This window comes from Haladaptatus sp. DJG-WS-42 (genome assembly GCF_037198285.1).
Taxonomy (GTDB): Archaea; Halobacteriota; Halobacteria; order Halobacteriales; family Halococcaceae; genus QDMS2.
Map to the genome: position 1 here is coordinate 2,217,306 of NZ_CP147243.1, position 26,262 is coordinate 2,243,567.

Annotated in this window: 19 protein-coding genes; 8 read left to right on the forward strand and 11 right to left on the reverse strand. The window is 62.7% G+C overall.

Translation table 11 applies throughout. The features are described 5' to 3' along the window. Positions 1-258 precede the first annotated feature (258 nt). The 5 genes from V5N47_RS12005 to V5N47_RS12025 all read left to right on the forward strand — a co-directional run bounded on the left by V5N47_RS12005 (position 259) and on the right by V5N47_RS12025 (position 9,131). A complete protein-coding gene (locus tag V5N47_RS12005) occupies positions 259-738 on the forward strand; it encodes a hypothetical protein (protein ID WP_338727800.1) in 480 nt (159 codons plus the stop codon). A 67-nt stretch (positions 739-805) separates the two neighbouring features. After that, positions 806-2,263: a proline--tRNA ligase gene (proS, locus tag V5N47_RS12010; RefSeq protein ID WP_338727801.1), complete on the forward strand. Its 1,458-nt coding sequence runs from the start codon at positions 806-808 to the stop codon at positions 2,261-2,263. Between the two features lie 166 nt (positions 2,264-2,429). Then, positions 2,430-6,959, forward strand: coding sequence for a glutamate synthase large subunit (gltB, locus tag V5N47_RS12015; RefSeq protein ID WP_338727802.1), 4,530 nt, complete (start codon positions 2,430-2,432; stop codon positions 6,957-6,959). A 72-nt stretch (positions 6,960-7,031) separates the two neighbouring features. Then, on the forward strand, positions 7,032-8,015 hold the full coding sequence (locus tag V5N47_RS12020) for an NAD-dependent epimerase/dehydratase family protein (protein WP_338727803.1): 984 nt from the start codon (positions 7,032-7,034) through the stop codon (positions 8,013-8,015). 57 nt (positions 8,016-8,072) lie between these two features. Continuing rightward, positions 8,073-9,131, forward strand: coding sequence for an NAD(P)-dependent glycerol-1-phosphate dehydrogenase (locus V5N47_RS12025; protein ID WP_338727804.1), 1,059 nt, complete (start codon positions 8,073-8,075; stop codon positions 9,129-9,131). Here V5N47_RS12025 and V5N47_RS12030 read toward each other — a convergent pair. Both V5N47_RS12030 and V5N47_RS12035 read right to left on the reverse strand, forming a co-directional pair. Beyond that, on the reverse strand, positions 9,128-9,643 hold the full coding sequence (locus V5N47_RS12030) for an NUDIX hydrolase (protein ID WP_338727805.1): 516 nt from the start codon (positions 9,641-9,643) through the stop codon (positions 9,128-9,130). The two genes, V5N47_RS12025 and V5N47_RS12030, sit on opposite strands and share 4 nt — an antisense overlap. A gap of 179 nt (positions 9,644-9,822) precedes the next feature. Further along, positions 9,823-11,616 (reverse strand): S9 family peptidase, encoded by a 1,794-nt coding sequence (locus V5N47_RS12035; RefSeq protein WP_338727806.1) that lies wholly within the window; start codon positions 11,614-11,616, stop codon positions 9,823-9,825. A gap of 109 nt (positions 11,617-11,725) precedes the next feature. Here V5N47_RS12035 and V5N47_RS12040 point away from each other — a divergent pair, with 109 nt between their 5' ends. Further along, on the forward strand, positions 11,726-12,787 hold the full coding sequence (locus V5N47_RS12040; protein WP_338727807.1) for a glycosyltransferase family 4 protein: 1,062 nt from the start codon (positions 11,726-11,728) through the stop codon (positions 12,785-12,787). A gap of 201 nt (positions 12,788-12,988) precedes the next feature. Here V5N47_RS12040 and V5N47_RS12045 read toward each other — a convergent pair whose 3' ends face one another. From V5N47_RS12045 to purH, 3 genes are all read right to left on the reverse strand, one after another. Continuing rightward, on the reverse strand, positions 12,989-13,660 hold the full coding sequence (locus V5N47_RS12045; protein WP_338727808.1) for a helix-turn-helix domain-containing protein: 672 nt from the start codon (positions 13,658-13,660) through the stop codon (positions 12,989-12,991). A 68-nt stretch (positions 13,661-13,728) separates the two neighbouring features. Next, on the reverse strand, positions 13,729-16,161 hold the full coding sequence (gene folP, locus V5N47_RS12050) for a dihydropteroate synthase (protein ID WP_338727809.1): 2,433 nt from the start codon (positions 16,159-16,161) through the stop codon (positions 13,729-13,731). 224 nt (positions 16,162-16,385) lie between these two features. Next, complete coding sequence (gene purH / locus V5N47_RS12055) at positions 16,386-17,963, reverse strand: bifunctional phosphoribosylaminoimidazolecarboxamide formyltransferase/IMP cyclohydrolase (protein ID WP_338727810.1); 1,578 nt, start codon at positions 17,961-17,963, stop codon at positions 16,386-16,388. 168 nt (positions 17,964-18,131) lie between these two features. On the opposite strand from purH, the gene purB reads away from it, so the two are divergent. Both purB and V5N47_RS12065 read left to right on the forward strand, forming a co-directional pair. Then, positions 18,132-19,535 (forward strand): adenylosuccinate lyase, encoded by a 1,404-nt coding sequence (gene purB / locus V5N47_RS12060; protein WP_338727811.1) that lies wholly within the window; start codon positions 18,132-18,134, stop codon positions 19,533-19,535. Between the two features lie 73 nt (positions 19,536-19,608). After that, positions 19,609-20,259 carry a VTT domain-containing protein gene (locus V5N47_RS12065; RefSeq protein WP_338727812.1) on the forward strand — a complete coding sequence of 217 codons (651 nt, stop codon included), beginning with the start codon at positions 19,609-19,611 and terminating at the stop codon, positions 20,257-20,259. Here the strand turns inward: V5N47_RS12065 and V5N47_RS12070 are convergent. The 6 genes from V5N47_RS12070 to dapA are packed head-to-tail and all read right to left on the reverse strand — an operon-like array spanning position 20,256 to position 25,928. Further along, positions 20,256-21,329: a M20 family metallopeptidase gene (locus V5N47_RS12070; protein WP_338727813.1), complete on the reverse strand. Its 1,074-nt coding sequence runs from the start codon at positions 21,327-21,329 to the stop codon at positions 20,256-20,258. The two genes, V5N47_RS12065 and V5N47_RS12070, sit on opposite strands and share 4 nt — an antisense overlap. Position 21,330: 1 nt before the next feature. Next, complete coding sequence (gene dapF, locus V5N47_RS12075) at positions 21,331-22,197, reverse strand: diaminopimelate epimerase (RefSeq protein WP_338727815.1); 867 nt, start codon at positions 22,195-22,197, stop codon at positions 21,331-21,333. Continuing rightward, positions 22,194-23,438 carry a diaminopimelate decarboxylase gene (gene lysA, locus V5N47_RS12080; protein ID WP_338727816.1) on the reverse strand — a complete coding sequence of 415 codons (1,245 nt, stop codon included), beginning with the start codon at positions 23,436-23,438 and terminating at the stop codon, positions 22,194-22,196. The genes dapF and lysA overlap by 4 nt, the downstream gene beginning before the upstream one ends. Next, positions 23,435-24,265 (reverse strand): 2,3,4,5-tetrahydropyridine-2,6-dicarboxylate N-succinyltransferase, encoded by an 831-nt coding sequence (locus V5N47_RS12085; protein WP_338727817.1) that lies wholly within the window; start codon positions 24,263-24,265, stop codon positions 23,435-23,437. The genes lysA and V5N47_RS12085 overlap by 4 nt, the downstream gene beginning before the upstream one ends. Then, positions 24,262-25,026, reverse strand: coding sequence for a 4-hydroxy-tetrahydrodipicolinate reductase (gene dapB, locus V5N47_RS12090; protein ID WP_338727819.1), 765 nt, complete (start codon positions 25,024-25,026; stop codon positions 24,262-24,264). Before dapB ends, V5N47_RS12085 begins: the two co-directional genes overlap by 4 nt. Beyond that, complete coding sequence (gene dapA, locus V5N47_RS12095; protein ID WP_338727820.1) at positions 25,023-25,928, reverse strand: 4-hydroxy-tetrahydrodipicolinate synthase; 906 nt, start codon at positions 25,926-25,928, stop codon at positions 25,023-25,025. Before dapA ends, dapB begins: the two co-directional genes overlap by 4 nt. Between the last annotated feature and the right edge of the window lie 334 nt (positions 25,929-26,262).

Consider the following 26,262-nt stretch of genomic DNA (forward strand, 5'->3'; position numbering starts at 1 on the left):
GCGAGTGCCATGGATACCGGTCGCTCACTGTGTCACCTCGCCGCTGACGTGACCCAGAGTGGCATTCTCAGTACGTAAACTGTGTAGCATAACAGGTACTGTGTAGGTCGTATCCGCTACCGAACCGAGCAGTGCTCTCCGAACCTGATATCGGAGATTGCGGGAAGAGTCCGGAAAACCCGCACGTAATTCTCGGTAACACTTCTTAGTTATAAAAGCCTTCGCAAAATTGTAGCTATCTCCCGTCTATCTTCTGCTATGCGACTCACTCCTGGGGCAGTGCGCGACGAACGCGACTGGGTACAACAACGCGCAGCTACCATCGTCCCGCTCATAAACCGCGTCAGAGCAGACTTAGGCGAACAGTTTGCCGTCCACGTCGAACCAATCACCGAACCCGAATACCACGAGGCAGTCACAGCGGTGTTCGCAGACGGCGACCTCGCGGTGAACGTCGCGGCCATCATCGCCATCCTCCGCGACCTTGACTGTGAGGGCGACTACCCGGGTTTCGTCGTGGACGAACTGCTCGGGCGCGAGCTCGCAGGGATGCTTGCGGGCAACCAACCGCTGCACCTCCTCGGGCAGGCCACGTTCCACTACGCGGACGTGCACACGCACACGGCAGGCGTCGCGGGCGCGGACGACTTAGACGCCGCACTCGCCGCGGGCTTCCAGACGCGCCTGCCGGGGTGGCCGTGGACCGACGGCGAAAGCCCGTTTTCCGTGACCGACTGACAGGGCCGTCGTCGGCCATATCGCAACAACACCGGGTTTAATAGCGGCCTCCGTCACTGCTCTATCAATGAGCGGAGAGCAGGAACTCGGTGTCACAGAAAGCAAGGAGCACAACCCCGGCGACTGGTACGCCGAGGTCGTTCAGAAGGCGAACCTCGCGGACTACGCGCCGATGGGCGGATTCATCGTCACGAAGCCCCGCGGCTACGCCCTCTGGGAAGGTATTCAGGACAACTTAGACGCCTGGTTCAAAGAGACCGGCGCACAGAATGCATATTTCCCGCTCTTTATCCCCGAGAGCTACCTCGAACGCGAGAAGGACATCGTCGAAGGCTTCGACCCGGAAGTCGCGTGGGTCACCCACGGCGGCCACAACGAACTCGAAGAACGCCTCGCCGTGCGGCCAACCAGTGAGTCCATCATCGCGCCGTACATGGCAAAGTGGGTCCGCAGCCACCGTGACCTCCCGCTTCGCCTGAACCAGTGGTGTTCGGTCGTCCGCTGGGAAGCGACGGACACGAAGCCGTTCTTCCGCACCAAGGAGTTCCTCTGGCAGGAAGGCCACACCGCCCACGAGAGCGAAGACGAAGCGTGGGACGAGACGATGACGCGCCTCGACCAGTACGAGCGTCTTTACACCGACGTGCTTGCCATTCCCGTCCTCAAGGGCCGGAAACCGGACCACGACAAGTTCCCAGGTGCGCACACCACCACGACGACCGAGGCGCTCATGCCCGACGGCAAGTCGGTGCAGGGTGCGACGAGCCACTACCTCGGCCAGAGCTTCGCCGAAGCATTCGACCTCACCTACACCGACGAAGACGAAGTCGAGCAGGTCGCCCACACCACGTCGTGGGGGCTGTCGTGGCGCGCACTCGGCGCGCTCATCATGACGCACTCAGACGACCAGGGGCTCATCGTCCCGCCGACCATCGCCCAAGAGCAGGTCGTCATCGTCCCCATCTGGAACGAGGACAACCGCGAGGAAGTGCTCGACTATGCACAGGCCATCGCCGACGAACTCGACGCGGGCGACATTCGTGTCGAACTCGACGACCGCGACGAGCGCAATCCCGGCTTCAAGTACAACGAGTGGGAACTGAAGGGCGTGCCACTGCGCATCGAAGTCGGCGGCTACGAGGTCGCAGACGAGGAAGTCACGCTGGTCCACCGTCCCGACGGCGAGAACGTCACCGAGGACAACGACGACGACCTCGTCGAAACCATCGAAGAACACCTCGACATCATCTACGACAAGCTCTACGCCACTGCAGAAGCGAACCTGCACGAAAACATCCGCGAGGCGGAAAACCGCAACGAAATCCTCGGCACGATTGGTCAGCACGGCGGCTACGTGAAGACCGCGTGGTGTGGCAACGAGTCGTGTGAGACGGAAATTAAGGATACCATCTCTGCGGAAATCGTCATGGTTCCTCTCGACCGGGACGAAGAACCAATCGGTGACACCTGCGCTATCTGTGGTGAAGCCGCCCACGAGACGGCATATTTCGCCAAATCGTACTGATTTGCGGCGATTTTCGGGACGTTTTCAGCTTTTTTCGCCTCGCACGCGACGCCTGCCCATGAGGAATTAGAACAATATAGTGGCATATATATCCAATTAAGTGAGTTAAACAGTCCCTTAGTCCTTGAGGGGTAACCTCTTATTGTCGAATGCACACGGATGGCACATGGCTAACCTCTCACCTGACAGCCGTGAGTCCCCACTGGTACGGGGCCTTGCGGACCCGACCGACGCCCGGGCAAACTGTGGCGTCGGCGTCGTTATGGACTTAGACGGCGGCGTAGACCATTCCGTCGTCGCAGATGGGGTCGAACTGCTCGTAAACTTAGAACATCGCGGCACCACCGGCGCAGAGGAGAACACGGGCGATGGCGCTGGCATCATGCTGCAGATTCCACACGACTTTTTTTCCGACGAGGTTGACGCACCTCTCGGCAACCCACGCACCTACGCCGTCGGCTCGCTCTTTTTGCCACAGGATGCTGACGCCCGCGACGCCGTCAAAGCCGTCGTCGAAGAGACCCTCGCAGACCAACGGTTGGACGTGCTCGCGTGGCGCGACGTACCCACCGATAACGCAGCTCTCGGCGCAACCGCGCTCGAAGCCGAGCCACACGTCGCTCACGTGTTCGTCAAACCATCTGCAGACATCTCAGACGACGCCTTCGACCGCCGCCTCTATGTCTCTCACCGCGCGGTCGAAAAAGCCGTTGCTGCCGCCGACATCGAGGGGAGCGACCGCTTCTATCTCTGCTCGCTCGACCGCAAAACGCTCGTCTACAAAGGGTTGTTAAAAGCAGACCAGCTCGCTGGCTACTTCCCCGACTTGGCAGACGACCGCGTCGCCTCTAACTTCGCGCTCGTCCACGCCCGCTTCTCGACGAACACGCTCGGTGCGTGGCACCTCGCCCACCCGTACCGCCGGATGATTCACAACGGCGAAATCAACACCATCCGCGGGAACATCAACTGGATGCGCGCCCGGGAGACCGACCTAGAAAGCGACGTACTCGACGCCGACCTCGACACGATTCGCCCCATCATCGCAGACGAGAATCAGAGCGACACGGCGTCCGTTGACAACGTTCTCGACCTCCTGCTCGCAGAGGGCCGCGAACTCCCCCACGCTCTTCGGATGCTCATCCCCGAGGCGTGGCGCAAGGTGGACATCGACGACGACCGCCGCGACTGGTACGACTTCCACGCTTCGCTCGTCGAACCGTGGGACGGTCCCGCGCTCGTCGCCGCGACCGACGGCGACCGCGTCGGCGCCGTCCTCGACCGCAACGGCCTGCGTCCGTGTCGCTACGACATCACGGGCGACAACCGCCTCATCATGGCTTCCGAGGTCGGCGCGCTCGAAACCGACCCATCGAACATCAAAGAGCGCGGCCGTCTCCAGCCCGGCCAGTTGTTCCTCGCAGACCCCGAGGAGGGCCGCGTCGTCCCGGACGACGAGGTGTTCGCAGACCTCATCGACCCAAAATACGGCCAGTGGGTCGCAGACCAGCAGGTTCGACTCGCAGACCTCAAACTCGGCGCTCCGGACGCAGCCACCACGGACGGACTCCGGAACAAGCAGGCGATGTTCGGCTACACGTACGACGAACTCGACAACCTGCTCGAACCGATGGCGAGCAAGGGGAAAGACCCCGTCGGCTCGATGGGCGACGACACGCCGCTGTCGGTGCTTTCTGACTACAATCGCCCGCTGTTTAGCTACTTCAAGCAACTGTTCGCCCAAGTGACGAACCCGCCGCTCGACTACATCCGCGAAGAACTGGTCACGTCGCTCGAATCGCGCATTGGCCACCAGCGCAACCTGCTCGCTGAGTCGCCAGAACACGCAAAGCAACTCGTCTGTGACTCGCCCATCCTCAAAGACGAGCACCTCGCGGCCATCCGCGACCTCAACACGCTGTCGGTGAAGACGATCGACGCCACTTACGACCCGGACACCGGCCTCGAAGCGGGGCTCGAAGCCGTCCGCGAGGCGGCCACCGACGCGGCCGCAGCACACGACATCGTCGTCCTCTCTGACAAAGCCGCAGACGAAACGCGCGTCCCGATTCCAAGCCTCTTGCTCACCTCGGGCGTCCACCACCACCTCGTGCGCAACGGGCTTCGCAACCACTGTGGCCTCGTCATCGAATCCGGTGACCCCCGCGAGGTACACCACATGGCGACGCTCGTCGGCTACGGCGCCGACGCCATCAACCCGTACCTCGCCTTCGAAACCATCGCAGACGTCGTCGCCGGCCCTGACGGCGCAGACCCTGTCGCAGCCATCGACGCCTACATCGGCGCGCTCGAAGACGGCCTGCTCAAAATCATGGCGAAGATGGGCATCTCGACGGTCGAAAGCTACCAAGGCGCCCAAATCTTCGAAGCCGTTGGCCTCGATTCCGGCTTCGTCGCCGAGTACTTCGAGGGCACCGAAAACCGCACCGAGGGCATCGGCATCGAGGAAATCGAAGCCGACCTGCTCGACCGTCATTCGACGGCGTTCACCGAGGAAGCCGACATGAAGCGCGTCGGCGAGTACGAACACCGCTCGACCGGGATTCACCACGGCTGGAACCCACAGTCCGTCGGCACGCTCCAGCAATCCGTACGCAGCGGCGACTATTCGCGCTACAAGGAGTTCGCGGCGATGATGAACGACCAGAACGAGCAACTCCAGACGCTTCGGGGCCTGCTCGAATTCGACGACAGCCGCGAGTCGATTCCACTCGAGGAGGTCGAATCCATCGAGTCCATCGTCAAACGCTTCTCGACGGCCGCAATGAGTCTCGGGTCGCTCTCGCCGGAAGCCCACGAGAACAACTCGATTGCGATGAACCGCCTCGGCGCGAAGTCGAACACCGGCGAGGGTGGCGAACCGCCAGAGCGCTTCGACACGGAAAAGGAGTGTAACGTCAAACAGGTCGCATCCGGCCGTTTCGGCGTCACGAGCCACTACCTCTCCTCTGCCGACGAACTGCAGATTAAGATGGCACAGGGCTCGAAGCCCGGCGAGGGTGGCCACCTGCCCGGTCAGAAGGTAAACGAGATGATTGCCCATGTCCGGTATGCGACGCCGGGCGTCGGTCTCATCTCCCCACCTCCACTCCACGACATCTACAGCATCGAGGATTTGAAACAGCTCATCCACGACCTGAAGGTCGCAAACGACACGGCCGACATCAACGTCAAACTCGTCTCCGAGGCGGGTATCGGCACGATTGCGGCGGGCGTCGCAAAGGCCAACGCAGACGTCGTACACATCAGTGGGCACTCGGGCGGGACGGGTGCGAGTCCGCGCACGTCCATCAAGAACGCTGGGCTGCCGTGGGAACTCGGGCTTGCAGAAGCCAACCAGATGCTCTGTCAGACCGGCCTCCGCTCGCGCATCCGCGTCACCGCAGACGGCGGGCTGAAGACGGGTCGCGACGTAGCCGTCGCCGCCTTACTCGGCGCAGAGGAGTACGTCTTCGGGACGGCGAGCCTCGTCACCTCCGGCTGTGTGATGGCCCGGCAGTGTCACAAAAACACCTGTCCGGTCGGCGTTGCCACCCAAGACGAGAACCTGCGCCGCCGGTTCCCCGGCGAGCCACAACACGTCATCAACTACATGACGTTCATCGCTGAGGAGCTTCGTGAGATCATGGCCGAGCTCGGCTTCCGGACGATAGAAGAGATGGTCGGTCGCGTCGAGGTGCTCAAACAGCGCACCGACGTGAAACAGCCAAAGGCGAAGAAGGTAGACCTCTCGTCGGTGCTCGCGCCGCTCGCAGGGGAGGTGCGGACGAAGACCGAAGCCCAGAACCACGACATCGACTCGCAACTCGACCACGCACTCATCAAGCAGGCGAAGCCCGCGCTCCAACGGCGCGAACCCGTCGTGCTCGAAAGCGAGATTACGAACGTCGACCGCGCGGTCGGCGCGATGCTCTCGAACCGCATCTCCAACAAGTTTGGGGGCGACGGCCTCGCAGACGATACCATCGCCATCGACTTCGAGGGGACGGCAGGCCAGTCCTTCGGCGCGTTCCTCGCCTCCGGCGTCACGATGCACCTGACCGGCATCGCAAACGACTACGTCGGCAAGGGGCTGTCGGGCGGGAAAATCGCCGTCCAGACGCCACCGACGGCGTCGTACAAGGCAGACGAGAACGTTCTCATCGGCAACGTCGCGTTCTACGGTGCGACCGAGGGCGAGGCGTATATCAACGGGATTGCAGGCGAGCGCTTCTGTGTGCGCAACTCCGGCGTGAAAGCCGTCGTTGAAGGCGTGGGCGACCACGGCTGTGAGTACATGACCGGCGGCGTCGCCGTCGTCCTCGGCGAGACGGGGAAGAACTTCGCCGCGGGCATGTCTGGCGGTGTGGCCTACGTCCTAGATGAGACCGACACGCTGGCAAAGAAGGCGAACACCGGGATGGTCACGCTCGACAACGACCTTGCAGAGCGCGACCGCCGCATGCTTCGTCGCCTCGTCGAGAATCACGCGGCCTACACCGACAGCGAGCGCGCCAAAGCGCTGCTCGCGAACTGGGAGGAGACGCTATCTTCGTTCGTGAAAGTGATGCCCGACGCCTACGCCGAGGTCATCGCAGAACACGATTCAGAGGACGTGCGCACGAAACTGCCGCGCGCCGCCTCGGAGTACGCGGAGGGGAATGCGGGAAACGGTATCGCGCTCTCTGACGACTGAACAGAGAGCGCCCCAGTTTTTCGACTGACCGCGTCCGCCAAAACTTTGCGCACCCGTCACTCAGCAACAGCCATGGACACAGCCCTCGTCATCGGCGGGACGCGGTTTATCGGCAAGTGGACGGTTCGAGAACTCCTTTCTCACGACTACGACGTGACCATCTTCAACCGCGGGAATCATGAGAACCCGTTTGGCGAGGAAGTCGCACACATTCAGGGCGACCGCACGAACGACGCCGAACTCGCCGCAGCGGCGACCGAGGCCGACCCGGACGTCGTCATCGATTGCGTGGCGTACAAGCCCCGCGAGGTGCGCACCGCAACCCGCATTTTCGAGGACGTAGACGCCTACGTCTACATTTCGAGCGGGAGCGCCTACGGTGACGAAGAAATCCCGAAACGCGAGGGCGTCACCCGGCTCTGTGACTGCACGAACGAGCAGGCCGATGAGGACTCAGCCGAATCCTATGGCCCGCGGAAAGCAGAGGGCGACCGCGCCATCTTCGCGGCTGCAGAACGCGGTGTAAACGCCATGAGCGTGCGTCCGTGCATCGTCTACGGCCCGGATGACTACGGCGAGCGCTTTGACTACTGGATTCACCGCGTCAGCACCTACGACCGCGTCATCATCCCGGGTGATGGGACGAACCTCTGGCATCGTGCGTACGTCGAAGACGTGGCGAGCGCGCTGCGCATCGTCGCAGAGGAGGGCGACTCCGGCGAGGCGTACAACGTTGGCGACCAGCGGCTCGTGACCTTAGAAGAGATGCTTCATCTCATGGCAGACGCACTCGATACCGACATCGACGTGGTGCACGCGGGCGCACGTGAACTGTCGATTGCAGGTCTCACGCCCGAAAATTTCATCCTCTGGCGCGACTACCCGCACGTCCTCGCGACGGAGAAACTGGCGTCGCTTGGCTGGGAATCGACGCCCCTGCGCGAGGCGATGGAACGCACGGTCGATGACCACCTCGAAAGCGACCGCGACGGGAGCGAACACGACCCCGGGCGTGAAAATGAAGCGCGCCTCCTCTCGGTTCTCGACACCATCTGAACACACGTCAGCCGACAGAGAGTAAACGGTATCACGGCGGGCGGTTCATGTCATAGTATGTTTACCAAGTCGTCGTGGATTCGCCTGCCACGAAACGTTCTGGTGGGCCACGGGGTCTTAGACCAGACGGTGGAGGCGGTCTCAGAACTCCACCTGCGTGGGACGCCGGTGCTCGTCACGAGTCCGACGCCGCGGAAGATCGCGGCCGACCGAATCATCGACCAGTTCGAGGACGCAGGCTTCTCGCCGGAAATCGTCGTCGTTGAAACCGCGAGCTTCGCGGAGGTACAGCGCGTCATCGACGCCGCCAAAGCAGTGGACGCAGGCTTCCTCGTCGGCGTCGGCGGCGGGAAGGCAATCGACATCGCGAAGATGGCTGCAGACCGCATCGACCGCGGCTTCATCTCTGTGCCAACGGCGGCGAGCCACGACGGCATCGTGAGCGGCCGCGGTTCGGTTCCGGAAGGCGACACCCGCCACAGCGTGGCCGCGGACCCGCCGCTCGCCGTCGTCGCGGACACCGAACTGCTCGCGAACGCCCCGTGGGAACTCACCACCGCGGGATGTGCGGACATCATCTCTAACTATACTGCGGTCAAAGACTGGCAACTCGCCCACCGCCTGAAGAACGTCGAATACTCTGAGTACGCGGGCGCGCTCTCACAGATGACTGCGGAGTTGCTCGTAGAACGCATCGACGCTATCAAACCCGGCCTCGAAGAGTCCTCGTGGGTGGTCGTAAAGGCGCTTGTCTCCTCTGGCGTGGCGATGAGCATTGCCGGGTCCTCGCGGCCCGCGAGCGGCGCAGAACACCTTTTCTCTCATCAGTTAGACCGTCTCACACCCGGGGCGGCGCTCCACGGCCATCAGGTCGGTGTCGGGTCGATTCTCATCGAGTATCTCCACTCGGGCGAACACGGCCAGTGGCAGAACATCCGCGACGCGCTCGACAAACTCGGTGCGCCGACGACGGCAGACGGACTCGGTATCGACCCCGAAACCGTCATCGAAGCGCTGACGACGGCCCACGAAATCCGCGACCGCTACACGATACTCGGCGATGGGGTGAGCGAGGATGCCGCGATAGAAGTCGCAACCGTTACAGGCGTTATCTAAGCTGGAAGTGCGTCAGACACCGTTGCGGGCGGATTTGTCCACCATTCGACGGCGGCAACGCCGTCGCCTTCACGCAGTTCACCGCCAGTTGGAACGCCAGAAAAGAGGAGTTGGAGTTGATACACGGGGGGTCGTTCGACGTTTCGTTCGTCGCCGATACCCACAATCGAGACGCGTGTGACTTCGTCGATGTCACAATCGAGGCCTGTTGTTCGTTTCACGAGTCGTTTTGCGCCCGCTTCGAGGGTTTCGTCTGCGCCGACTCTGCCACCGGGTTCGGCCCACCGGTTCGTCCCATCATCTTCTTTGACCAGTAACACACGTCCGTCAGGGTCTTCGAGACGAACGCCTGCACAGACGACTCTCCCCGCGGCGAACTGCTCGCACGCGCGCTCGTAGGTGGCGGGCGGCAGCGCAGTCGTGGTCTGGTTTACCGGCACCGACCCGTACTGCGTCGAAAGCGTAGAAAGAAGCTCCCCGACCTGCTCTCGGGAGCGTTCTGAGACGGCCATAGCCGCCCCAAAACAACCAGTTGTAATAAGTCTTCTACAACGGGAAATGTGTGGGTAGCTGACCTGTAACGATAACGAACTACGTTTGCGAAAAATCACGCCGTTCCCGTCTGTGGATTCATTCGACTTGCACAGAAAACCTCTCGTAGAGGGCTACATTTGCCCCGCGTGTGCCCACCTCAGACGTATTTGTCGAGAAACGCCGCGACGGTCGTGTAGGCGGTGACTCGATTTTCGAGCTTCGAGAAACCGTGGCCCTCGTCGTCGAAGATGCGCTTTTCGACGGGGACGTGTTTGCTCGCTTCTGCGGCAATCTGTTCTGCCTCGCCGACCGGGACGCGCGGGTCGTTCTTGCCGTGGAGGACGAGCAACGGCGCGCTGATGGCGTCGATGTTGTTGATGGGGCTAATCTCCTCTAGGAACTCTCGGTCCGCGTCGAGCGAGCCGTACTCTGCCTCGCGCAGCTTGCGCCGCCAATCGCCCGTGTTCTGCAGGAACGTGATGAAGTTCGCAATGCCGACGATGTCGATGCCCGCAGCCCAGAGGTCGGGGTACTCGGTGAGCGCCGCGAGCGACATGAACCCGCCGTAGGAGCCGCCCATCACCGCGATGCGCTCTGGGTCAACCGTTGGGTGGGCGTGGAGCCATTCGACCGCGGCTTTGATATCCGCCACCGAGTCCATGCGCTTTTCCACGTCATCGAGGCGCGTGTAGGCCTTCCCGTAGCCCGTCGACCCGCGCACGTTCGGCTCGAGCATGGCGTACCCGCGATTCACGAGGTACTGCTTGACCGGATTGAACGACGGGCGACGCTGGCTCTCTGGGCCGCCGTGGATGTCCACGACAACGGGCGTTGCGCCCAACTTGGCGTCCTGTGGGAGCGTAAAGAAGGCCGGAATCTCGCGCCCGTCGAACGACTCGTAGTGGATGACTTCGGGTTCGCGGAACGTGTCTTTTTGAATCCCGGCAGTCGAGGCGTTCGTCCAGCGCGTTGCCTCGCCTGACTCTACGTCCACGACGTAGACGTTCGCGTTCTCGGAACTCCCTGTGACCGTAATCGAGAACGCGCTCGCGTCTGCGTTGAAGCTGATGCCGCCTTGGACGCCGCGCGGCAGCACTGGTTCTGGGTACTCCTCGATTTCTGTTGGTGAACTCAAGTCGCCCACAGTCAGGTCCGTGTAGCCTTCGACGTTTCTCGCGTAGATGATGCGCCCGGTGTCCTCGTCGATGGCCGCGCCGGCGACGTTCCACTCGGCGTCCTCCACGACGGGTTCGAGTTCCAGCGTGTCGAGCGAGAGACGCGCGAGCAAGAGTAAATCTGCGTCGCGGTCGGTGACGAGATAGAGGCTCTCGCCGTCCGGTCCCCACTGGACGCTCCCGTAGCGAACGTGGCCCTCGTGGGGCGTGACGTGGGTCAACTCGCTGGTTTCGACGTCGAGGACGTACACGTCTTGGTCGAAACTGGAGTGGGCTTCGGAGACGATGAGGCGGGTGTCGTCCGGGCTCCACCCGCCCACCGTCAGCCAGCCGTCGCCTTCGTACACCAACTCGGCGTCGCTTCCCGTCTCGTTGCGGCGCTGGACATAGATGTCGAAGACACTCCCTTCACGGCGATTCGAGGAGAAGGCAAAGCGTTCGCCGTCGTGGCTCCAGCCGCCCCACCAGTGTTTCGCATCCGGCGTGTCGGTGAGCGCCGTGATGCGGCCGTCGCTGTCGAGGCGAAACAGCTGTTCGCGCTCGTTGCCGCCCTCGTCCATGCCGAAGACGAGTTCCGGGTTCTCGGGCGACCACGAGGCGAAGGTGATACGCTCGTCGTAGAAGGTGCGCTGTTCTGGCCAACGACCGGGTTCGTGCAGCGACCAAATCTGGGAGGTTCCCGTCGTGTCCATCAAGAAGGCGAGTTCGCCGTGGGGGCCAAACGACGCCGACCCCGCATTGCGAATATTGAGATACCGCTCGACATCATATACCATACGACTGGTTCTCCGTTCGCCCGCAAAGTCGTTTTTATCGAAATGGTGTCATGTAGAGTTGGCAAGCCGTTCGGGTGGTTTTTTATCAATTGATTTCGTCCCGAGGTGTATGCGCGTCGCGTTCGTCTCGTCTCACACAACCGATAGACGAGACACCCCAGGCAACCGCCGGGTTCGCAGAGTCGCAGAAGGGCTCTCACAGAAGGGCCATGAGGTTGCCGTGTTCTGTACCCAGTGGTGGGAGGGTGAGACCGTAACCGAGTTCGAGCGAGACGGTGTCACCTACCACGCCGTCACCGACACCCCCGCCCCGCTCACGTTCGCGACCAAACTCCCGTTTGCCCTCTCGTCGTTCAACCCTGACATCATCCACGCCACCCCGACGCCACCGGCACAGGTGGTTGGCGCGCGACTGACAACGTTGTTCTCGCGGACGCCAGTGCTGGTCGATTGGTACGGCGACGACGACCCACCAGACTCATGGCGCGGGCGGTATCCGGCTCGTGCGCCAACGGCGGTCATCACGCCCTCACGGATGGTGAGCACGTGGGTCAGAGAAAGCGGGGCGTCTGCAGAGGCTGTCGAAATCATCCCTCAGGGGGTCGATATATCTCTGATAGCGGACACGGACCCGAACGATGGCGTCGATGTCGTCACCGCCAGTCGCATGGATGACCACGCGAACCTCGACAGCCTGTTTCTCGCGCTCGCAGAGCTTCGTGACCGCGACTGGCACGCAGTCGTCATCGGTGATGGGCCGAATCGAGCAGCCTTCGAGCAACAGGCTGGAGACCTCAGAATCGCAGATCGGATCACGTTCACCGGGTCGCTCACGCCCGCAGAGCGGGTGGCCTACTACAAAGGCGCACACGTGTTCACCCACACAGCCACGCGGACGCCGTTTGCCACCGAACTGCTCTGGGGACTCGCGTGTGGGTGTATCGGCATCGTTGAGTACCACACCAATTCTGCGGCCCACGAACTCGTCGAAGGCTTAAAACGGGGTTTTCGCGCAACCTCACCGCCGGAAATCGCAAACGCAATCGAAGAAGCCGGGTCGCTCGACACGCGACCGACAGACGAGCGCTTTTTCAAGTACAGTCACGACGCGATGCTCGAACGCTATCTCACCTGTTATTCTGCGGTACGCGACGATGCTGGGCTCTTTTAACTCGACAATACGAGAGGGCGTGGGACATGGTTCAGCCCCCCTCTAAGCGTGTGACGCCACGTGTGAGCATCCTCTCCAGACACACGCCCTCGCTTCCCGCGGTCTGCGTACACCCCACGAGTCATACGCGTCTGTGCGCGGGCAGGTATCTAGTAACACACCAAATGTTTGTTTATTTCGGTTGTCTGTTTAACGGTTTTATTACCTCCGCTCGCGCACATCACTGCCGTTAAGCGAGCGAACGGAATGGTAAATTGTCTTCTTTATCGCCGGGCGGAGGCGTTTTGAAACTGCCTGTGGCGTGATGCCGAGTTCGTCGCTGAGTTCGTCAAGCGACACGAGTCGAGGGCTTTCGAAGTAGCCCTTTTTCACGGCCAAAATGAGCGCTTCTTGCTGTTCTTCAGTGAGTGTGACGGGCATGTCTGTGCCTTCTATCGCGTCAAGCGTGGCGATGCGCTCGACTTCGACCGGGATGTCGTAGGTGTCACAGGCGGTGTGAAACGCCGTCACTGAATCGTGGTTCTGGAAGCGAACGCGAAAAAACCAGCTGTCGTCTCCATGCGCTTCAAGAACCGTCCCACCCGTCTCGAGAAGGGCGGTCAGCAGACGCTCTGAGGGCTGCGTACAGACAACGCGGTAGAGCAATCGGTCATCAATCTGGTCGAGTAAGGTGAGCGATTCAATCTCGGGCGACGCCGTGACGAGTCGCTCGAACGATGCTGCCGCAGCGCCGGACACCCAGATGTAGGGAACCGGTTGCTCGCCAAGTGGGACGATTCGTTCGAGTTCGATATGGATGCCCGTTGACTGCGTGAGCGCAGACCCAAACATGAACGACTCCGAGGGGAGGACGAACTCGAGGATAGTGCTCATACAATATGTAGAACACCAACCAATAGAACTGTTTGCGTGTTGAGAACTACGAGTCCAGTGTCGTGTGCTCACTCGAATTTGGTTGGGTCGCGCGCCGCCTGTGCCGCCCGAACCGCGGCGACGTTTGCGTTCACGTCGTGGACACGCACGATGTCCGCGCCGCGTTCGACCGCGAGCGTCGTCCCAGCGATGGTCGCAGGCAAGCGGTCGTCGTCTTTCTCTCCGAGAATGTCGAACATCGACTTGTGTGAGTGCCCAATCAGGACGGGACACCCGAGCGCGTGTAACTCGCCCGCCCGCCCGAGCAACTCGAAGTTTTCTGTAGCCGATTTTCCGAAGCCAAGACCGGGGTCGACGATGATTTTCCGCCGGTCGAGCCCAGCTTTCTCTGCGAGCAGCACTTTCTCGTTTAACTCCGCGATGACGTCTTCGACCACGTCGTCGTACTCCACAGTGTGTTCGGGGATGACGGGCGCATCGAGGCTGTGCATGACGACGACGGGTGCGTCGAACTCGGCGGCAACAAAGCGCATCTCTGGGTCTTCAAGACCCGTCACGTCGTTGATGATGTCGCCACCGGCTTCAAGGGCTGCCCGCGCCACCGACGCTTTTCGCGTGTCGATAGAGATGAGACAGTCGAGGGCTGCGAGCTGTTCGACCACAGGGACGACCCGCGCGATCTCGGCTTCGGTGCTCACTTCGTCGGCGCCCGGGCGCGTGCTCTCGCCACCAATGTCGATGATTTCGGCCCCTTCTGCGACGATTTCCTTCCCGCGTGAAACGGCGTCTTCGATGGCTTCGTAGCGGCCGCCATCGTGGAAGCTGTCCGGCGTGACGTTTAAAATTCCCATGACGACGGGGCCGTCTTCCCACGGATAGCCGAGTTTTTCGGGGCGCGTCTGAATCGAGAGCGCCTCGCGGATGTCGTCTGCGAACGGCGAGAGCCCGTAGGGTTGGCCGTCGAGCTTGTCGGCGAGGCGCTTGAACTGCGCAAGCGTTCCCATCAACACGACATCGAACGTCTCGTCGTCTTGGTCGTTGAGGCCCGACAATGCACACTCACCGCCGAGCGACAGCATCTCTTCTTTCAGGTACTGCGCTTGGCGTTTCTGGACGCGGGTTTTGAGCACGCGGTGGACGGCTTTCCCGCGCATCCGCCAGACGCCGGGGTCGGTGACGTGTGCGCCTGAGAGTGTTTTGCGGGCGTCGTCTAAGTCCACGATACGCTTTGGAATCTCGGCTCGCGTCCAGCGTCTGCGGGCTTCGGCGACGACGAACAGCGACCCCGTAATCAGGACGCAGTCGTTCGGTCCGGCGTTCGAGAGCGCCAGTTCGACGGCGCTTTCGACGGCGCTCCGACGAGACACGTCCGCGACACCTGCGTCTTCGAAAATGCTCGCGAGCACCGCCCGGTCTTGTGAGCGGGTTAAGTCGGGTTGGCAGGTGACCACGGAATCGGGCGTCGGGAGTGCTGTCACCATCCCACGGTGGTCTTTGTCGCTCATTGCGCCGAACACGAGGTGGAGGTTGTCGTACTCGAATTCAGAAAGGAGGTCAGCGACGACCTCGCACGCGCCGGGGTTGTGCGCCCCGTCGAGGACGGTGAGCGGCGACTGACTCATCACTTCGAATCGCCCCGGCCAGTGGGCTTTGCGGAGGCCGCGTGCGATGGGGCTCTCGTCAACGGCTGCGACCTGTCGGGCGAGTGCGACTGCGATGCCCGCGTTCGCCGCTTGGTGGTCGCCAAGCGCGGGGAGGAGCGCTTCGACGTGCCAGTCGGGACCATCGAGCCTGACGCACCCTTCGAGACCATCACGCCCGTCGTAGGCTACTGTCACGTCCGCGTCGTCGTCGCCAACGGTGACGATGTCGCCTGCCTGTTTGCGGACCGCATCGAGCGCTGTGCCCGTAGCCGCGGTCACGAGCGGGTTCACGCCGGATGCGACATGCGCTTTGTCCGTGGCGATTTCTTCGACCGTGCCGCCGAGATATTGGGTGTGTTCGAGCGAGACGTTGGTCACGGCGCTTGCAATCGGTGAGACGGCGCTCGTCGCGTCGTACTTCCCGCCGATGCCGACTTCGAGGATGGCCACATCAACGTCCTGTCTCGCAAATTCCCAAATGGCGAGCGCGGTGAGCGTCTCGAAGAAGGTGGGTGACTCGCCGTTCGTAGCCGCTTCGGTGAGATACGGTTTCGTCTGTTCGACAAACGAGATGAGCCCCTGTTTCGAAATCATCCGCCCGTTCACGCGAACGCGCTCGCGGACATCTTCGAGGTGTGGGGAGGTGTAGAGCCCGACCGACAGCCCGGCTTCGCGGAGGGTAGATTCGAGCATCCGAACGGTGCTGCCCTTGCCGTTTGACCCTGCGACTTGCACGAAGTCAATGTCATCGTCGGGACTGCCGAGATGGTCGAGCAGGGCCCGCGTGGCCTCGGTACCCGCCCGTGGGGTGAATCGCCGCAGGTCGAAAAGAAAGTTCGCGGCGTCGTGGAACTCCATACAGATGGAATCTTGAGGTGTCCGCTTTAGCCTGTCGAACGTCGGTGAGGGTGGGGACGGTGTCTGCTCGTCAGCGGCGATTGGCTCAGTCGTGCTTAAACAACCGACGCACTCGTTTCTCCTCGTGCGTCGAACTTCAAACACGCTTTCACTTTGTTCAGTCGTGTTTGAAACACCGTTGCTCGCCCCGCTCGCAACGAGCTTTAAGCACGATTTCGCTGCGCTCAATCGTGCTTAAAAGAACGCTGACCCGTGAACACCATCGTCATGCCGTGTTCTTCTGCGGCCGCAACCACGTCGTCGTCGTTGACCGAACCGCCGGGCTGGATGACGGCGGTGATACCGGCTTCTGCGGCGGCTTCGATGCCGTCGGGGAACGGGAAGAAGGCGTCTGACGCCATGACTGCACCTTTTGCGTCCTTGCCCTCTGCGTGTTCGTCTGCCTTCATCGCGGCGAGGCGGACGGCGTCAACCCGAGAAACCTGTCCCATGCCGACGCCGACGGTTTCCGTGCCTTTCGCGAAGAGAATCCCGTTGGATTTGACGTGCTTCAGGGTTTGCCACGCGAACAGCATCGTCTCCAACTCCTCGTCGGTTGGCTCCTTCTCGGTGGCGATTTCGAGGTCGTCTACGGTGAGCTTCTGCAGGTCACGCTCTTGGATGAGGCGGCCGCCGACGATTGGTTTTTCGACGAGCGTGGAGGTGATTTCGTTGAGCGGGCCAACATCGAGGACGCGCAGATTCTTCTTCTCGGTGAGCACGTCGAGGGCGGCCTCGGTGTAGCCCGGCGCGACGACGACCTCTTTGAACGAGTCGATGATGCGCTCTGCGGTTTTCGCATCGCACTCGCGGTTGAGTGAGACAATGCCCCCAAACGCACTCATCGGGTCGGTCGAGAGGGCGTTCTCGTAGGCTTCTGCGAGCGTGTCGGCGGTCGCACAGCCTGCGGGGTTCGCGTGCTTGATGACCGCGGCGGCGGGTTCGTCGAACTCTTTGATGAGGTTGAGCGCGGCGTCCGCGTCGTTGTAGTTGTTGTACGAAAGTGCCTTTGCGCCCTCGTTGAGCTGGTCGGCGTGGACGACGCTCGCCTCCTCGCAGGTCGCGTCTGCGTAAACCGCAGCCGCTTGGTGGGGGTTCTCCCCGTAGCGCAGGTCGGTGAGGTGGTCTGCGGTTTCGACGCGGCGGGCCGGGAACTCGCCGCCAACGTCGGCGTCGATTTCGACACCGTCTGCGGACACCGTGACAGCGTCTTCTGCGAACCACTTGACGGCGCGCGGGTAAGCTTTGAACTCGCCTTCGTAGAGGACGCGCTCTTTGAGCGTGTCTTCGGTGTCACCGTCATAGATTGGAATCGGCTCTTGAGTGACGATTGGCCCGGCATCGACCTCCTCGTTTACGACGTGGACGGTGCAGCCAGTGACTTTGACGCCCGCAGAGAGCGCGTCGCCCCACGCGTCCATACCCTTGAACATCGGGAGCAGGGAGGGGTGGACGTTGAGCGTCGTCGGTGCATTGTTCAGGAACTCGCCGGTCAGGACGCGCATGTAGCCGTCGAGACAGACGAGGTCGAAATCGTAGTCCGCGAGTCGCGCGAGGATGCGCTGTTCGTGTGATTCACGAGATTCGCCCTCCTCGCGTTCGACGACTTCCGTGGCGATGCCGCGCTCTGCTGCGGTATCGAGAACCGGCGCGCCCTCTCTGTTCGTGAGGACGACTTCCACCTCTGCGCCGCCGGGCGCGAGGTCTGCGATGTGCATGAGATTCCGTCCGCGGTTGCTCGCCAGACCAGCGATTCGTGTCATGTGCGAGAGCGCGTTCGCCGGGAGTAAAGTAATTGCGATTGCCTGAGCGAATGTGTGCGTGTCTGTGCATAGAATCGGTGCAAAATCCGCACTCGTCCCGTGTTTCTATGCACACTCCTGTGTCCTTCGACCGACACGCTTTTGCTATGCGGGGCGGCAGTCGAAGGTATGTCATCATTCGAAGCGGACGGTCCGCTGTTCGCCGTCTCGCCACTCGACGGGCGATATGGGCGCTACACCAAACCGCTCTCACCCTACGCCAGCGAGGCCGCGCTCATGCGTGCCCGCGTCCAAGTCGAAGTGGAGTATCTCATCGCGCTTGCCGACCTCGACGCGACGCCGCTCGAAATCGCCGACGCAGACCGCACCACGCTGCGTGCCCTCTACGAGGAGTTCGATGCTGAGGACGCAGACGTCATCAAACGCCTCGAAACGACGGGCTACAAGGAGTACACCGCGACCAATCACGACGTGAAAGCCGTCGAGTACTTCATCCGCGACGGCCTCCCTGAATCGCTCGCTGACGCCGGCCCGTGGGTGCACTTCGGGCTGACGAGTGAGGACGTGAACAACCTCGCCCATCGCCTGCTGGTGAAACCCGCTGTCAAAGAGATTCTCCTGCCAGAACTCTACGAAACCCGCGACGTGCTCATCGCCATGGCTCGTGAGTTCCGCGACCTGCCGATGCTTGCGCGCACTCATGGCCAGCCCGCCACGCCGACGACGTTCGGCAAGGAGATGGCTGTCTACGCCGCACGCCTCGGGCGCACCATCGCAACCATCGAACGCGCAAGCGACGAAATTTCGGGCAAGCTTGCGGGCGCAAGCGGCACCTACGCCGCCCACCACGTCGCCTACCCGGACGTTGACTGGCGCGCATTTTCCCGCGAGTTCGTCACCTCACTCGGCCTCGAATACACCCCGCTCGCCACGCAGGTCAACCCGTGTGACGACCTCGCGGCGCTCTTTTCGGCCATCCGCACCGCGAACACCGTCCTCATCGACCTTGACCGCGACATGTGGCTCTACGTCTCAGACCGGTATCTCGGTCAGGAGACGGTCGAAGGCGAGACGGGCAGTTCGACGATGCCTCACAAGGTCAACCCAATCGACTTCGAGAACAGCGAAGGCAACCTCTCGAAAGCCAACGCCGACCTCGTGTTCTTGGGCGACTACATCACCACCTCTCGCCTCCAGCGCGACCTGTCGGATTCGACCGTCAAACGCAACATCGGCGCGGCGTTCGCCTACTGCCTCATCGCCTACGGCAAGGTGCAAAAAGGGCTCTCGAAGGTCGTCCCGAACGAGGCGGTCATGCGCGAGGAACTTGAGAACACGCCGGAAATCATCGGGGAGGCCGTCCAGACCATCCTCCGGCGCGAAGGCCATGAGGACGCCTACGAGCGCGTAAAAGCCCTCTCGCGTGGCCAGCGCGTCACCCTCGACGACTTCCGCGCCCTGTTCGACGACTTGGATGTGTCAGCAGACGTGCGCGCAGAGCTCCACGCGCTGACGCCCGCGGGCTACACCGGTATCGCCGCCGACCTCGTGGACGACCTCGACTCAGCGTAGGAGGTTATCCACCTCCCTCACGTACGCTAGGGCCGTGCAGATTTTCGTTTCGGCCGACGGGCGACGCGGGTTCGTGCTTCGCGTAGCCGCCTTTGTGCTCTTTTTCCTCGTCCTCGTCATGCTGAGTCGCCGGATGCTCCCACTGTTCGCAAATCCCGAGTACGCTCGCATGCAGATTGCGGGGTACGGCTCGCTCGCGCCGCTCGTCTTCATCGGCCTACAAGTTGCACAGGTCGTCATCGCTCCCATCCCCGGACAGGCGATGGGGGTGGTGAGCGGCTACCTCTTTGGCGCCGCGTTTGGCACGCTCTACAGCGTGATTGGTGCGGGCATCGGGAGCTTTCTCGCCGCAGGCATCGCCCGACGATTTGGTCGCCCCTACGTCCAGCGCGTCGTCCATCCGGACACGCTCGCTCGGTTCGACGGCGTCACCGACCGACGCGGCGCGGCTGGCCTGTTTCTCGCCTTTCTGGTTCCCGGTCTCCCTGATGACGCCATCTGCTTCGTCGCCGGACTCACTCGGCTGTCGCTATCGCGTATCGTCCTCATCGCCATCCTCGGGCGTGCGCCGTCGCTCCTGCTCACGAACCTCGTGGGCGCAGAGCTCGCTAGCAGAAATCTTGCGACAGCGGCGGTGCTCGGCATGTTGGTGCTGGTGCTCTCGATTGTTGGCTACGCGAATCGTGAGGCACTCACCGCGTGGGTCGCAGGCGACGGGCGTTAGGAGAGAAACGCCGCGACGGTTTCGGTGACAGCCCTCCCGGCGGCTTCGACGTCGGAAAACTGGACGTACTCGCGTGGCGCGTGGGCAACCGCACCCTCGTCGTCCGCGAGCACGCCGGGGCCGAACACGACTGTTGGCGCGTCCGTGGCGAAATACGACGCTTCGGTCGCTGCCGAGAATGGGCGAATCTCGCCGCCTGACGCGGCCGCGAGCGTCTGTGCGAGCTTGCCGTCGTCGTCGGTCTCGAACGCTTCGAGAAACGGCGTCGGGCGCTCGGTGAGCGCGAACGAACACTCGAAGTCGGGGACGTGTTCGCGGAGGTGGGCTTCGAGCGAGTTTGTGAACGACGCTGCCGTTTCTGGCGGGACGCTCCGGCGGTCAATCGTAATTTCACACTCGGCGGGGACCTGATTCGACGCCGTTCCCCCATCTATCATCGTCGGCGTGAGGGTCGCCGCGCCGAGTTCGGAGTGTACCGGCGGCGCGTCGTCGCGGTCGAGGAACGTTTCGAGCGCGCGGAGCACCTGTCCCGCCCCGGAGACGGCGTTTTTCCCCGACTGTGGCTCTGCGGCGTGGGCGTTCTCGCCGTGGACGGTAATCGTCCCCTCGAAACGGCCTTTCGCCGCGTTGCACACGTCGAGGTTTGTGGGTTCGCCAACGATGTAGGCGTCTGCTGAAATGTCGAGGGCGGCCGCGCCGAGCGACAGCACTTCCTCGTCGGGTGTGATGGCGAGAGTGAGTGTTCCGCGCTCAAGTTCGGTAGTGAAAAACGCGACGAGAAGGGCGGTGAGCGGCCCCTTCGCGTCGCACGATCCGCGCCCGCGGATGGTGTCGCCGTCGCGTGAAAACTCGACGTGCGGCGGCACGGTGTCGATGTGTGTATTGAGGACAACGTGCGGCCCGGGTTCGTCGCCTTCGCGTGTGGAAATGGTGTTGCCCGCGTCGTCGACGCGCGCCTCGAAGCCCTCGGCTTCGATGGTCGAAACGAGTAACTCGCGCATCGCGGAGACGTCCTCAGTCGAGGGCGTCTGTACCGCAGTTTCGAGGAAGGATTTGGGGTCAAACCCCACGTCAGGCCTCCGTCGGGTCAAGCCGTCCGGGCTTGCTGACGGCCACCTCACCTCGAAAATCGAGTTCGACTGGCCCCCAAAGGTACGCGGAGCCATCGGTGAGGGTGACTTCGAGGTCACCGCCCGGCGGCGAGACGGGAACCGGCTCTGCGCCGGAGACGAGGCCGAGTTCGCGCGCCGCGGCGGCGATTGCGACCGCGCCCGTGCCACACGACTTGGTTTCGCCTTCAACGCCGCGCTCGAAGGTACGCTGGTCGAAGCCACCGTCTTCGCGCTGGCTGGCGAAGTTGACGTTCGCGCCTTCGGGGAAGCAGTCTGCGTGGCGGATGGCCGGGGCCACCGCTTCGAGGTCGATTTCCGAAACGTCGTCCACGAAGATGACCGCGTGTGGGACACCCGTGTTCACGGCCGTGAGGCGGTAGCCTTCGATTTCCTGGTCGATGACTGGCGCGTCTGCGATGACCGGAACCGCATCGGGGTCGAACGCGGGCGTCCCCATCTCGATGGTCACGCCGTCTGGTTCGATGCGCGCGTGGCGGGTTCCCGCCTGCGTATCAATCATTATCTCATCCGCGTCAGTTCGCGCTGCGGCCCACGCCGCTGCACACCGCGCGCCGTTGCCACACATTGCCGCCGTCGAGCCGTCGGGCTGGACGAGCGTCATGACGACGCGCGGCGGGGAGTAGCGGTCTTCGAGCGCGAGAAAGAGCACGCCGTCTGCGCCCACACGGTCGCTTGCGGGGTCTGAGACGCCGGTTTCTCGATGACACAGCTTCGTGGCGAGCGCCCGGCGGTCGGGGACTGCCTCTGCGGCGTCTACTAGTACGAAGTCGTTTCCGGTTCCGTGGTACTTGTCGAATCGAATCATGGTTCTTCTAAGCTGGTTACGTCGGCGAGGGTTTCACGGCGTACCGCCAGATACGTCTCGCCCTCGTCTACGCAGACGACCGCAGGTCGCGGTCGCGAGTTGTACTGACTGGCCATCTCGTAGCCGTATGCGCCAGCGTTACCGATTGCGAGCAGGTCGCCGCGGGCGGGTGCTGGCAGAACCCGGTCGGTGGCGAAAATATCGCTCGTCTCGCAGATGGGGCCTGCGACGAGCGTTTCTACGGTTTCGCGCTCGCCTGCGTCGGGCGCGAGGTTTCGAATTGCGTGGTACGAGCCGTACATCGCCGGTCGGACGAGCGTCGTCATTCCAGCATCCACGCCCACGACGAGCGTGTCGGGCGTTGGCTTCGTGGTGTTTACGCAGGTGAGCAACACGCCCGCGTCGGCGACGAAGTAGCGACCCGGCTCGATGGCGAGTTGGGCCTCGACCTCACCGAGCGCTTCGCGGGTCGCTTCGGCCGCCGTCGCGATGTCGAGCGGTGGTTCGTCTTCTCGGTATGGGACGCCGAAGCCGCCGCCGACGTTGACGAACTCGAGGGAAACGGGTGACTCGCGGGCGAGCGCACCCATCCGGCTCACGAGTTCGCGGTGGGCAGAGAGGTCATCACCAGAAATGCCACTCCCCGCGTGGGCGTGGATGCCGACCACGTCGAACCCGCGGTCTGCGGCGTCTGCGAGCAGGGCTGGAACCTCATCGTACGGAACGCCGAACTTCGGGTCGGTGCCCGTCGTCACCTTCGCGTGGTGACCCGCGCCGACGCCGGGGTTCACGCGGATGGCGAGCTTTCCGAAGAAGCCGCGTTCTTCGAGGCGGTCGAGCGTGTCTGCCGCCCCGACCGTGATGGTGAGCGGGTGATCTTCTGCGAGCGCGCACACGTGGTCCAAATCCTCACTGGGAGGATTCACGGCGGTGTAGCGCACCGCACTTCCCGTGAAACCGGCGTCGAGCGAGCGCTGAACTTCACCGGCTGAGGCACACTCCGCGCCAACGTCCTCATCACGCAGGGCGCGGAGAACGGGCTTCGAGGTGTTTGCCTTGGTCGCGTAGCTCAGTTCTGCGTCCGGGAACGCCGCGCGGATGCGGCGGGCGTTTTCGCGGACGCGGTCGATGTCATAGACGTACAGCGGCGTGTCGTACGCCTCTGCGAGCTGGTGCAGGCGGTCTGCATCCCACTCGCCGAGTCTGCGTACGTCGGGGTCCACGCCGCGTCCGCCGCTCATTCTCGCAGTGCCTCCTCGCGGGCGGTCGCTTCGAGCGTGGTCGCCTCGATGTCCGTCGCCACGACGGCTGGCTTGTACGCGCCGCCGGAGAACAGGTCGTGGTCGCCAATCGAGGACTCGACGAAGCGCGTGAACGCGCGTCGGTTTGCGGGCAGTTCGCCGTAGATAACTTCCTCTTCGACGAGGTCGTAGACCGGAATGCGTGGCGTGAGCAGCGTGTTCTCGCCCACAATCGAGTTCTCGCCAACGACGAAGCCGGAGGTCACGCGACAGCCCGCGCCGAGCGAGACGCCGTCTTCGACGATGACCGGCGCGCTCTCGACGGGTTCTAAGACGCCGCCGATGAGTGTGTTCGCACCGAGCTTGACGTTGTCGCCGATTTGGGCACAGGAGCCAACGGTGTCACAGGAGTCGACGAGCGTGCCGTCGCCGACGTGCGCGCCGATGTTGACGTAGGCCGGACTCATCAGAATCGCGTTCGAGCCAACGTACGCCCCGCGGCGGATGACCGTTCCGTCCGGCGTGTTTCGCGTGCCTTTTTCCATGAGGTCGCTCGTGTCGCGGAGGGGAAGCACGTCGTGGTAGGTCACGTCGCCGTAGGTGCGCGGTTCGGTGTTGCGCAGGCCGAAGTTCAGCAGGATACCCTGCTTGACCCATTCGTTTGCCTCCCACGACCCGTCGCGCTTTTCGGCGGCGCGAATCTCGCCGGCTTCGAGCGCCTCTAAGAAGGCGTCGAGTTCGGCGAGTTCGTCCGCGCCGACGTCGGCGGCTGTCAGTCCGTCTTGCTTTCGTTGCCACAGGGTTTCGATTGTCGCTTGTAAGCTCATTGAGAGTCTCCGATTACGTCTGCAAAGTCGTACCAACCGGCGTCGCGGGCGGCGACCCACACGGCCGCATCCAGCGCACCGGCGGCGAACACCCCGCGGCTTTCCGCGCGGTGGGTGAGTGTGACTACCTCATCGTTCCCAGCAAGGAGTACCTCGTGTTCCCCGCGAATGTTGCCCGCTCGTCGCACGAGGACGCCGACTTCATCCTCGGAACGCGGGGCCTCTCCTTCCCGGCCATAGACCCGATTGAGGTCGCGCTGTTCGTCGATGCGGTCTAAAATCATGTTTGCGGTTCCGCTCGGCGCGTCTCGCTTTGCGTTGTGGTGGGTTTCGACGAGTTCGATGTCGTAGTCTGGAAGCGCCGAAACCGCCTCGTCTACGACGTTTAAGAGTGCCTGAATCCCGCGGGCGAAGTTCGAGGATTCGAGGACGGGAACCGACTCGCTCGCGATTTCGAGCGTGGCATACTGTTCTTCTGAAAACCCCGTCGTCCCGACGACGACGGCGACGCCCGCCGCTGCGCACGCAGAAACGTATTCGACCGACGACTCGGGGACGGTGAAGTCTACGAGTACGTCCGGGTCGTGTTCTGCAAGCAGCGCGGGCAGCTGTTCGTCTGCGTCGAGCATTACGTCTACCGCGACGTCTTCTGGGTCACGGCTCACGGCGAAGGCGAGTTCCACGTCGTCGCGCTCGTGGGCGAGGGCGATGACCTCCTGTCCCATCCGGCCCGTCGCACCGGTGACCGCAACCCGCGTCATCGGGCGAGCGGTGCCTCCGCGTCTGCTAACTCGGCGAGCACTTCACGGAGTGCATCGAGGTTCTTCTCGCCCATGCGCGAGAGCGGCGGGCGCATCGCACCCGTGCCGTGCCCGCGGATGGCGAGCGCTTCGTTGATTGGAATGGGGTTGGTCTCGATGAACAGTGCGCGAAACAGCGGCCCGAGTTCGTAGTGAAGCTCGCGCGCCATGTCGTAGTCGCCATCGAGTGCTGCGCCGACCATCGCACAGGTGCGCTCTGGTTCGACGTTGCCGGCGACGCTGATGGTGCCGGTCGCGCCCATCGAAATCATCGGGAGCGTGAGGCCGTCGTCGCCAGAGAGCACCGCGAAGTCCTCGCCTTGGGTCTTCTCTAACACTTCGCCGACGCGGTTCAGGTCGCCGCTCGCGGCCTTGTAGCCGAGGATGTTCGGGTGGTCTGCGAGGTTGACGGCGGTTTGGACCGCGATGTTCCTCCCCGTCCGGCTCGGAACGTTGTAGATAATCTGGGGCAGGTCAACCTCGTCTGCGACCGTCCGGAAGTGTTCTTCCATGCCCGCTGGCTCTGGCTTGTTGTAGTACGGCGAGATGAGCAAGAGGGCGTCTGCGCCCGCGTCTGCGGCGCGGTGCGAGAGCGAGACGGCTTCTTGGGTCGAGTTCGAGCCCGAACCGGCGATGACGGGCACGTCTGAAACGGCATCGACAACGCACTCGATGACCTCGATGTGTTCGTCGTGGGTCAGCGTCGCGCTCTCGCCGGTCGTTCCGACGGGCACAAGGCCGTCTACGCCCGCGGCTTCGAGGCGCTGGGCGTCTGCTGCGAGTTGGTCAAAGTCGATACTCAGGTCGTCTGCGAAGGGCGTGACCATCGCGGGAAACACGCCACTGAATGTTTGGTCTGTCATTGTGGTTGGGGTTGGTGATTTTCTACGTGCGCTCAGTAATCAGAGAGTAGCTCACAACGGAGATGCCAGTTCCGCCGCGAACAAGGTGTGTTTACGCACGTTTGCGTTTAGGGCCCCAAAAACGTCGCACGCCACCCTCACCACTGGCTGTTGTCGTGGTGGTCGTTGGTGTGGCGCGTCGCATACGAGTTTCACGGTGTCGCCACTACTTAGGCATTGCGCCAGTTGCGAAGCCTGCCGACGCTCGCTCCGAGTCTCATGGCACAGGTACACACGGTCCGCACCGGCTTCCTCTCGCAAAACCGGCGAGGGCAAACACCTTTCTTTCGGGCGT

Excerpts from the sequence above, each read along its gene's own strand:
- V5N47_RS12005 (WP_338727800.1), top strand. The coding sequence starts at position 259 with ATGCGACTCACTCCTGGGGCAGTGCGCGACGAACGCGACTGGGTACAA.
- proS (WP_338727801.1), top strand. The coding sequence starts at position 806 with ATGAGCGGAGAGCAGGAACTCGGTGTCACAGAAAGCAAGGAGCACAAC.
- gltB (WP_338727802.1), top strand. The coding sequence starts at position 2,430 with ATGGCTAACCTCTCACCTGACAGCCGTGAGTCCCCACTGGTACGGGGC.
- V5N47_RS12020 (WP_338727803.1), top strand. The coding sequence starts at position 7,032 with ATGGACACAGCCCTCGTCATCGGCGGGACGCGGTTTATCGGCAAGTGG.
- V5N47_RS12025 (WP_338727804.1), top strand. The coding sequence starts at position 8,073 with ATGTTTACCAAGTCGTCGTGGATTCGCCTGCCACGAAACGTTCTGGTG.
- V5N47_RS12030 (WP_338727805.1), bottom strand. The coding sequence starts at position 9,643 with ATGGCCGTCTCAGAACGCTCCCGAGAGCAGGTCGGGGAGCTTCTTTCT.
- V5N47_RS12035 (WP_338727806.1), bottom strand. The coding sequence starts at position 11,616 with ATGGTATATGATGTCGAGCGGTATCTCAATATTCGCAATGCGGGGTCG.
- V5N47_RS12040 (WP_338727807.1), top strand. The coding sequence starts at position 11,726 with ATGCGCGTCGCGTTCGTCTCGTCTCACACAACCGATAGACGAGACACC.
- V5N47_RS12045 (WP_338727808.1), bottom strand. The coding sequence starts at position 13,660 with ATGAGCACTATCCTCGAGTTCGTCCTCCCCTCGGAGTCGTTCATGTTT.
- folP (WP_338727809.1), bottom strand. The coding sequence starts at position 16,161 with ATGGAGTTCCACGACGCCGCGAACTTTCTTTTCGACCTGCGGCGATTC.
- purH (WP_338727810.1), bottom strand. The coding sequence starts at position 17,963 with ATGACACGAATCGCTGGTCTGGCGAGCAACCGCGGACGGAATCTCATG.
- purB (WP_338727811.1), top strand. The coding sequence starts at position 18,132 with ATGTCATCATTCGAAGCGGACGGTCCGCTGTTCGCCGTCTCGCCACTC.
- dapF (WP_338727815.1), bottom strand. The coding sequence starts at position 22,197 with ATGATTCGATTCGACAAGTACCACGGAACCGGAAACGACTTCGTACTA.
- lysA (WP_338727816.1), bottom strand. The coding sequence starts at position 23,438 with ATGAGCGGCGGACGCGGCGTGGACCCCGACGTACGCAGACTCGGCGAG.
- V5N47_RS12085 (WP_338727817.1), bottom strand. The coding sequence starts at position 24,265 with ATGAGCTTACAAGCGACAATCGAAACCCTGTGGCAACGAAAGCAAGAC.
- dapB (WP_338727819.1), bottom strand. The coding sequence starts at position 25,026 with ATGACGCGGGTTGCGGTCACCGGTGCGACGGGCCGGATGGGACAGGAG.
- dapA (WP_338727820.1), bottom strand. The coding sequence starts at position 25,928 with ATGACAGACCAAACATTCAGTGGCGTGTTTCCCGCGATGGTCACGCCC.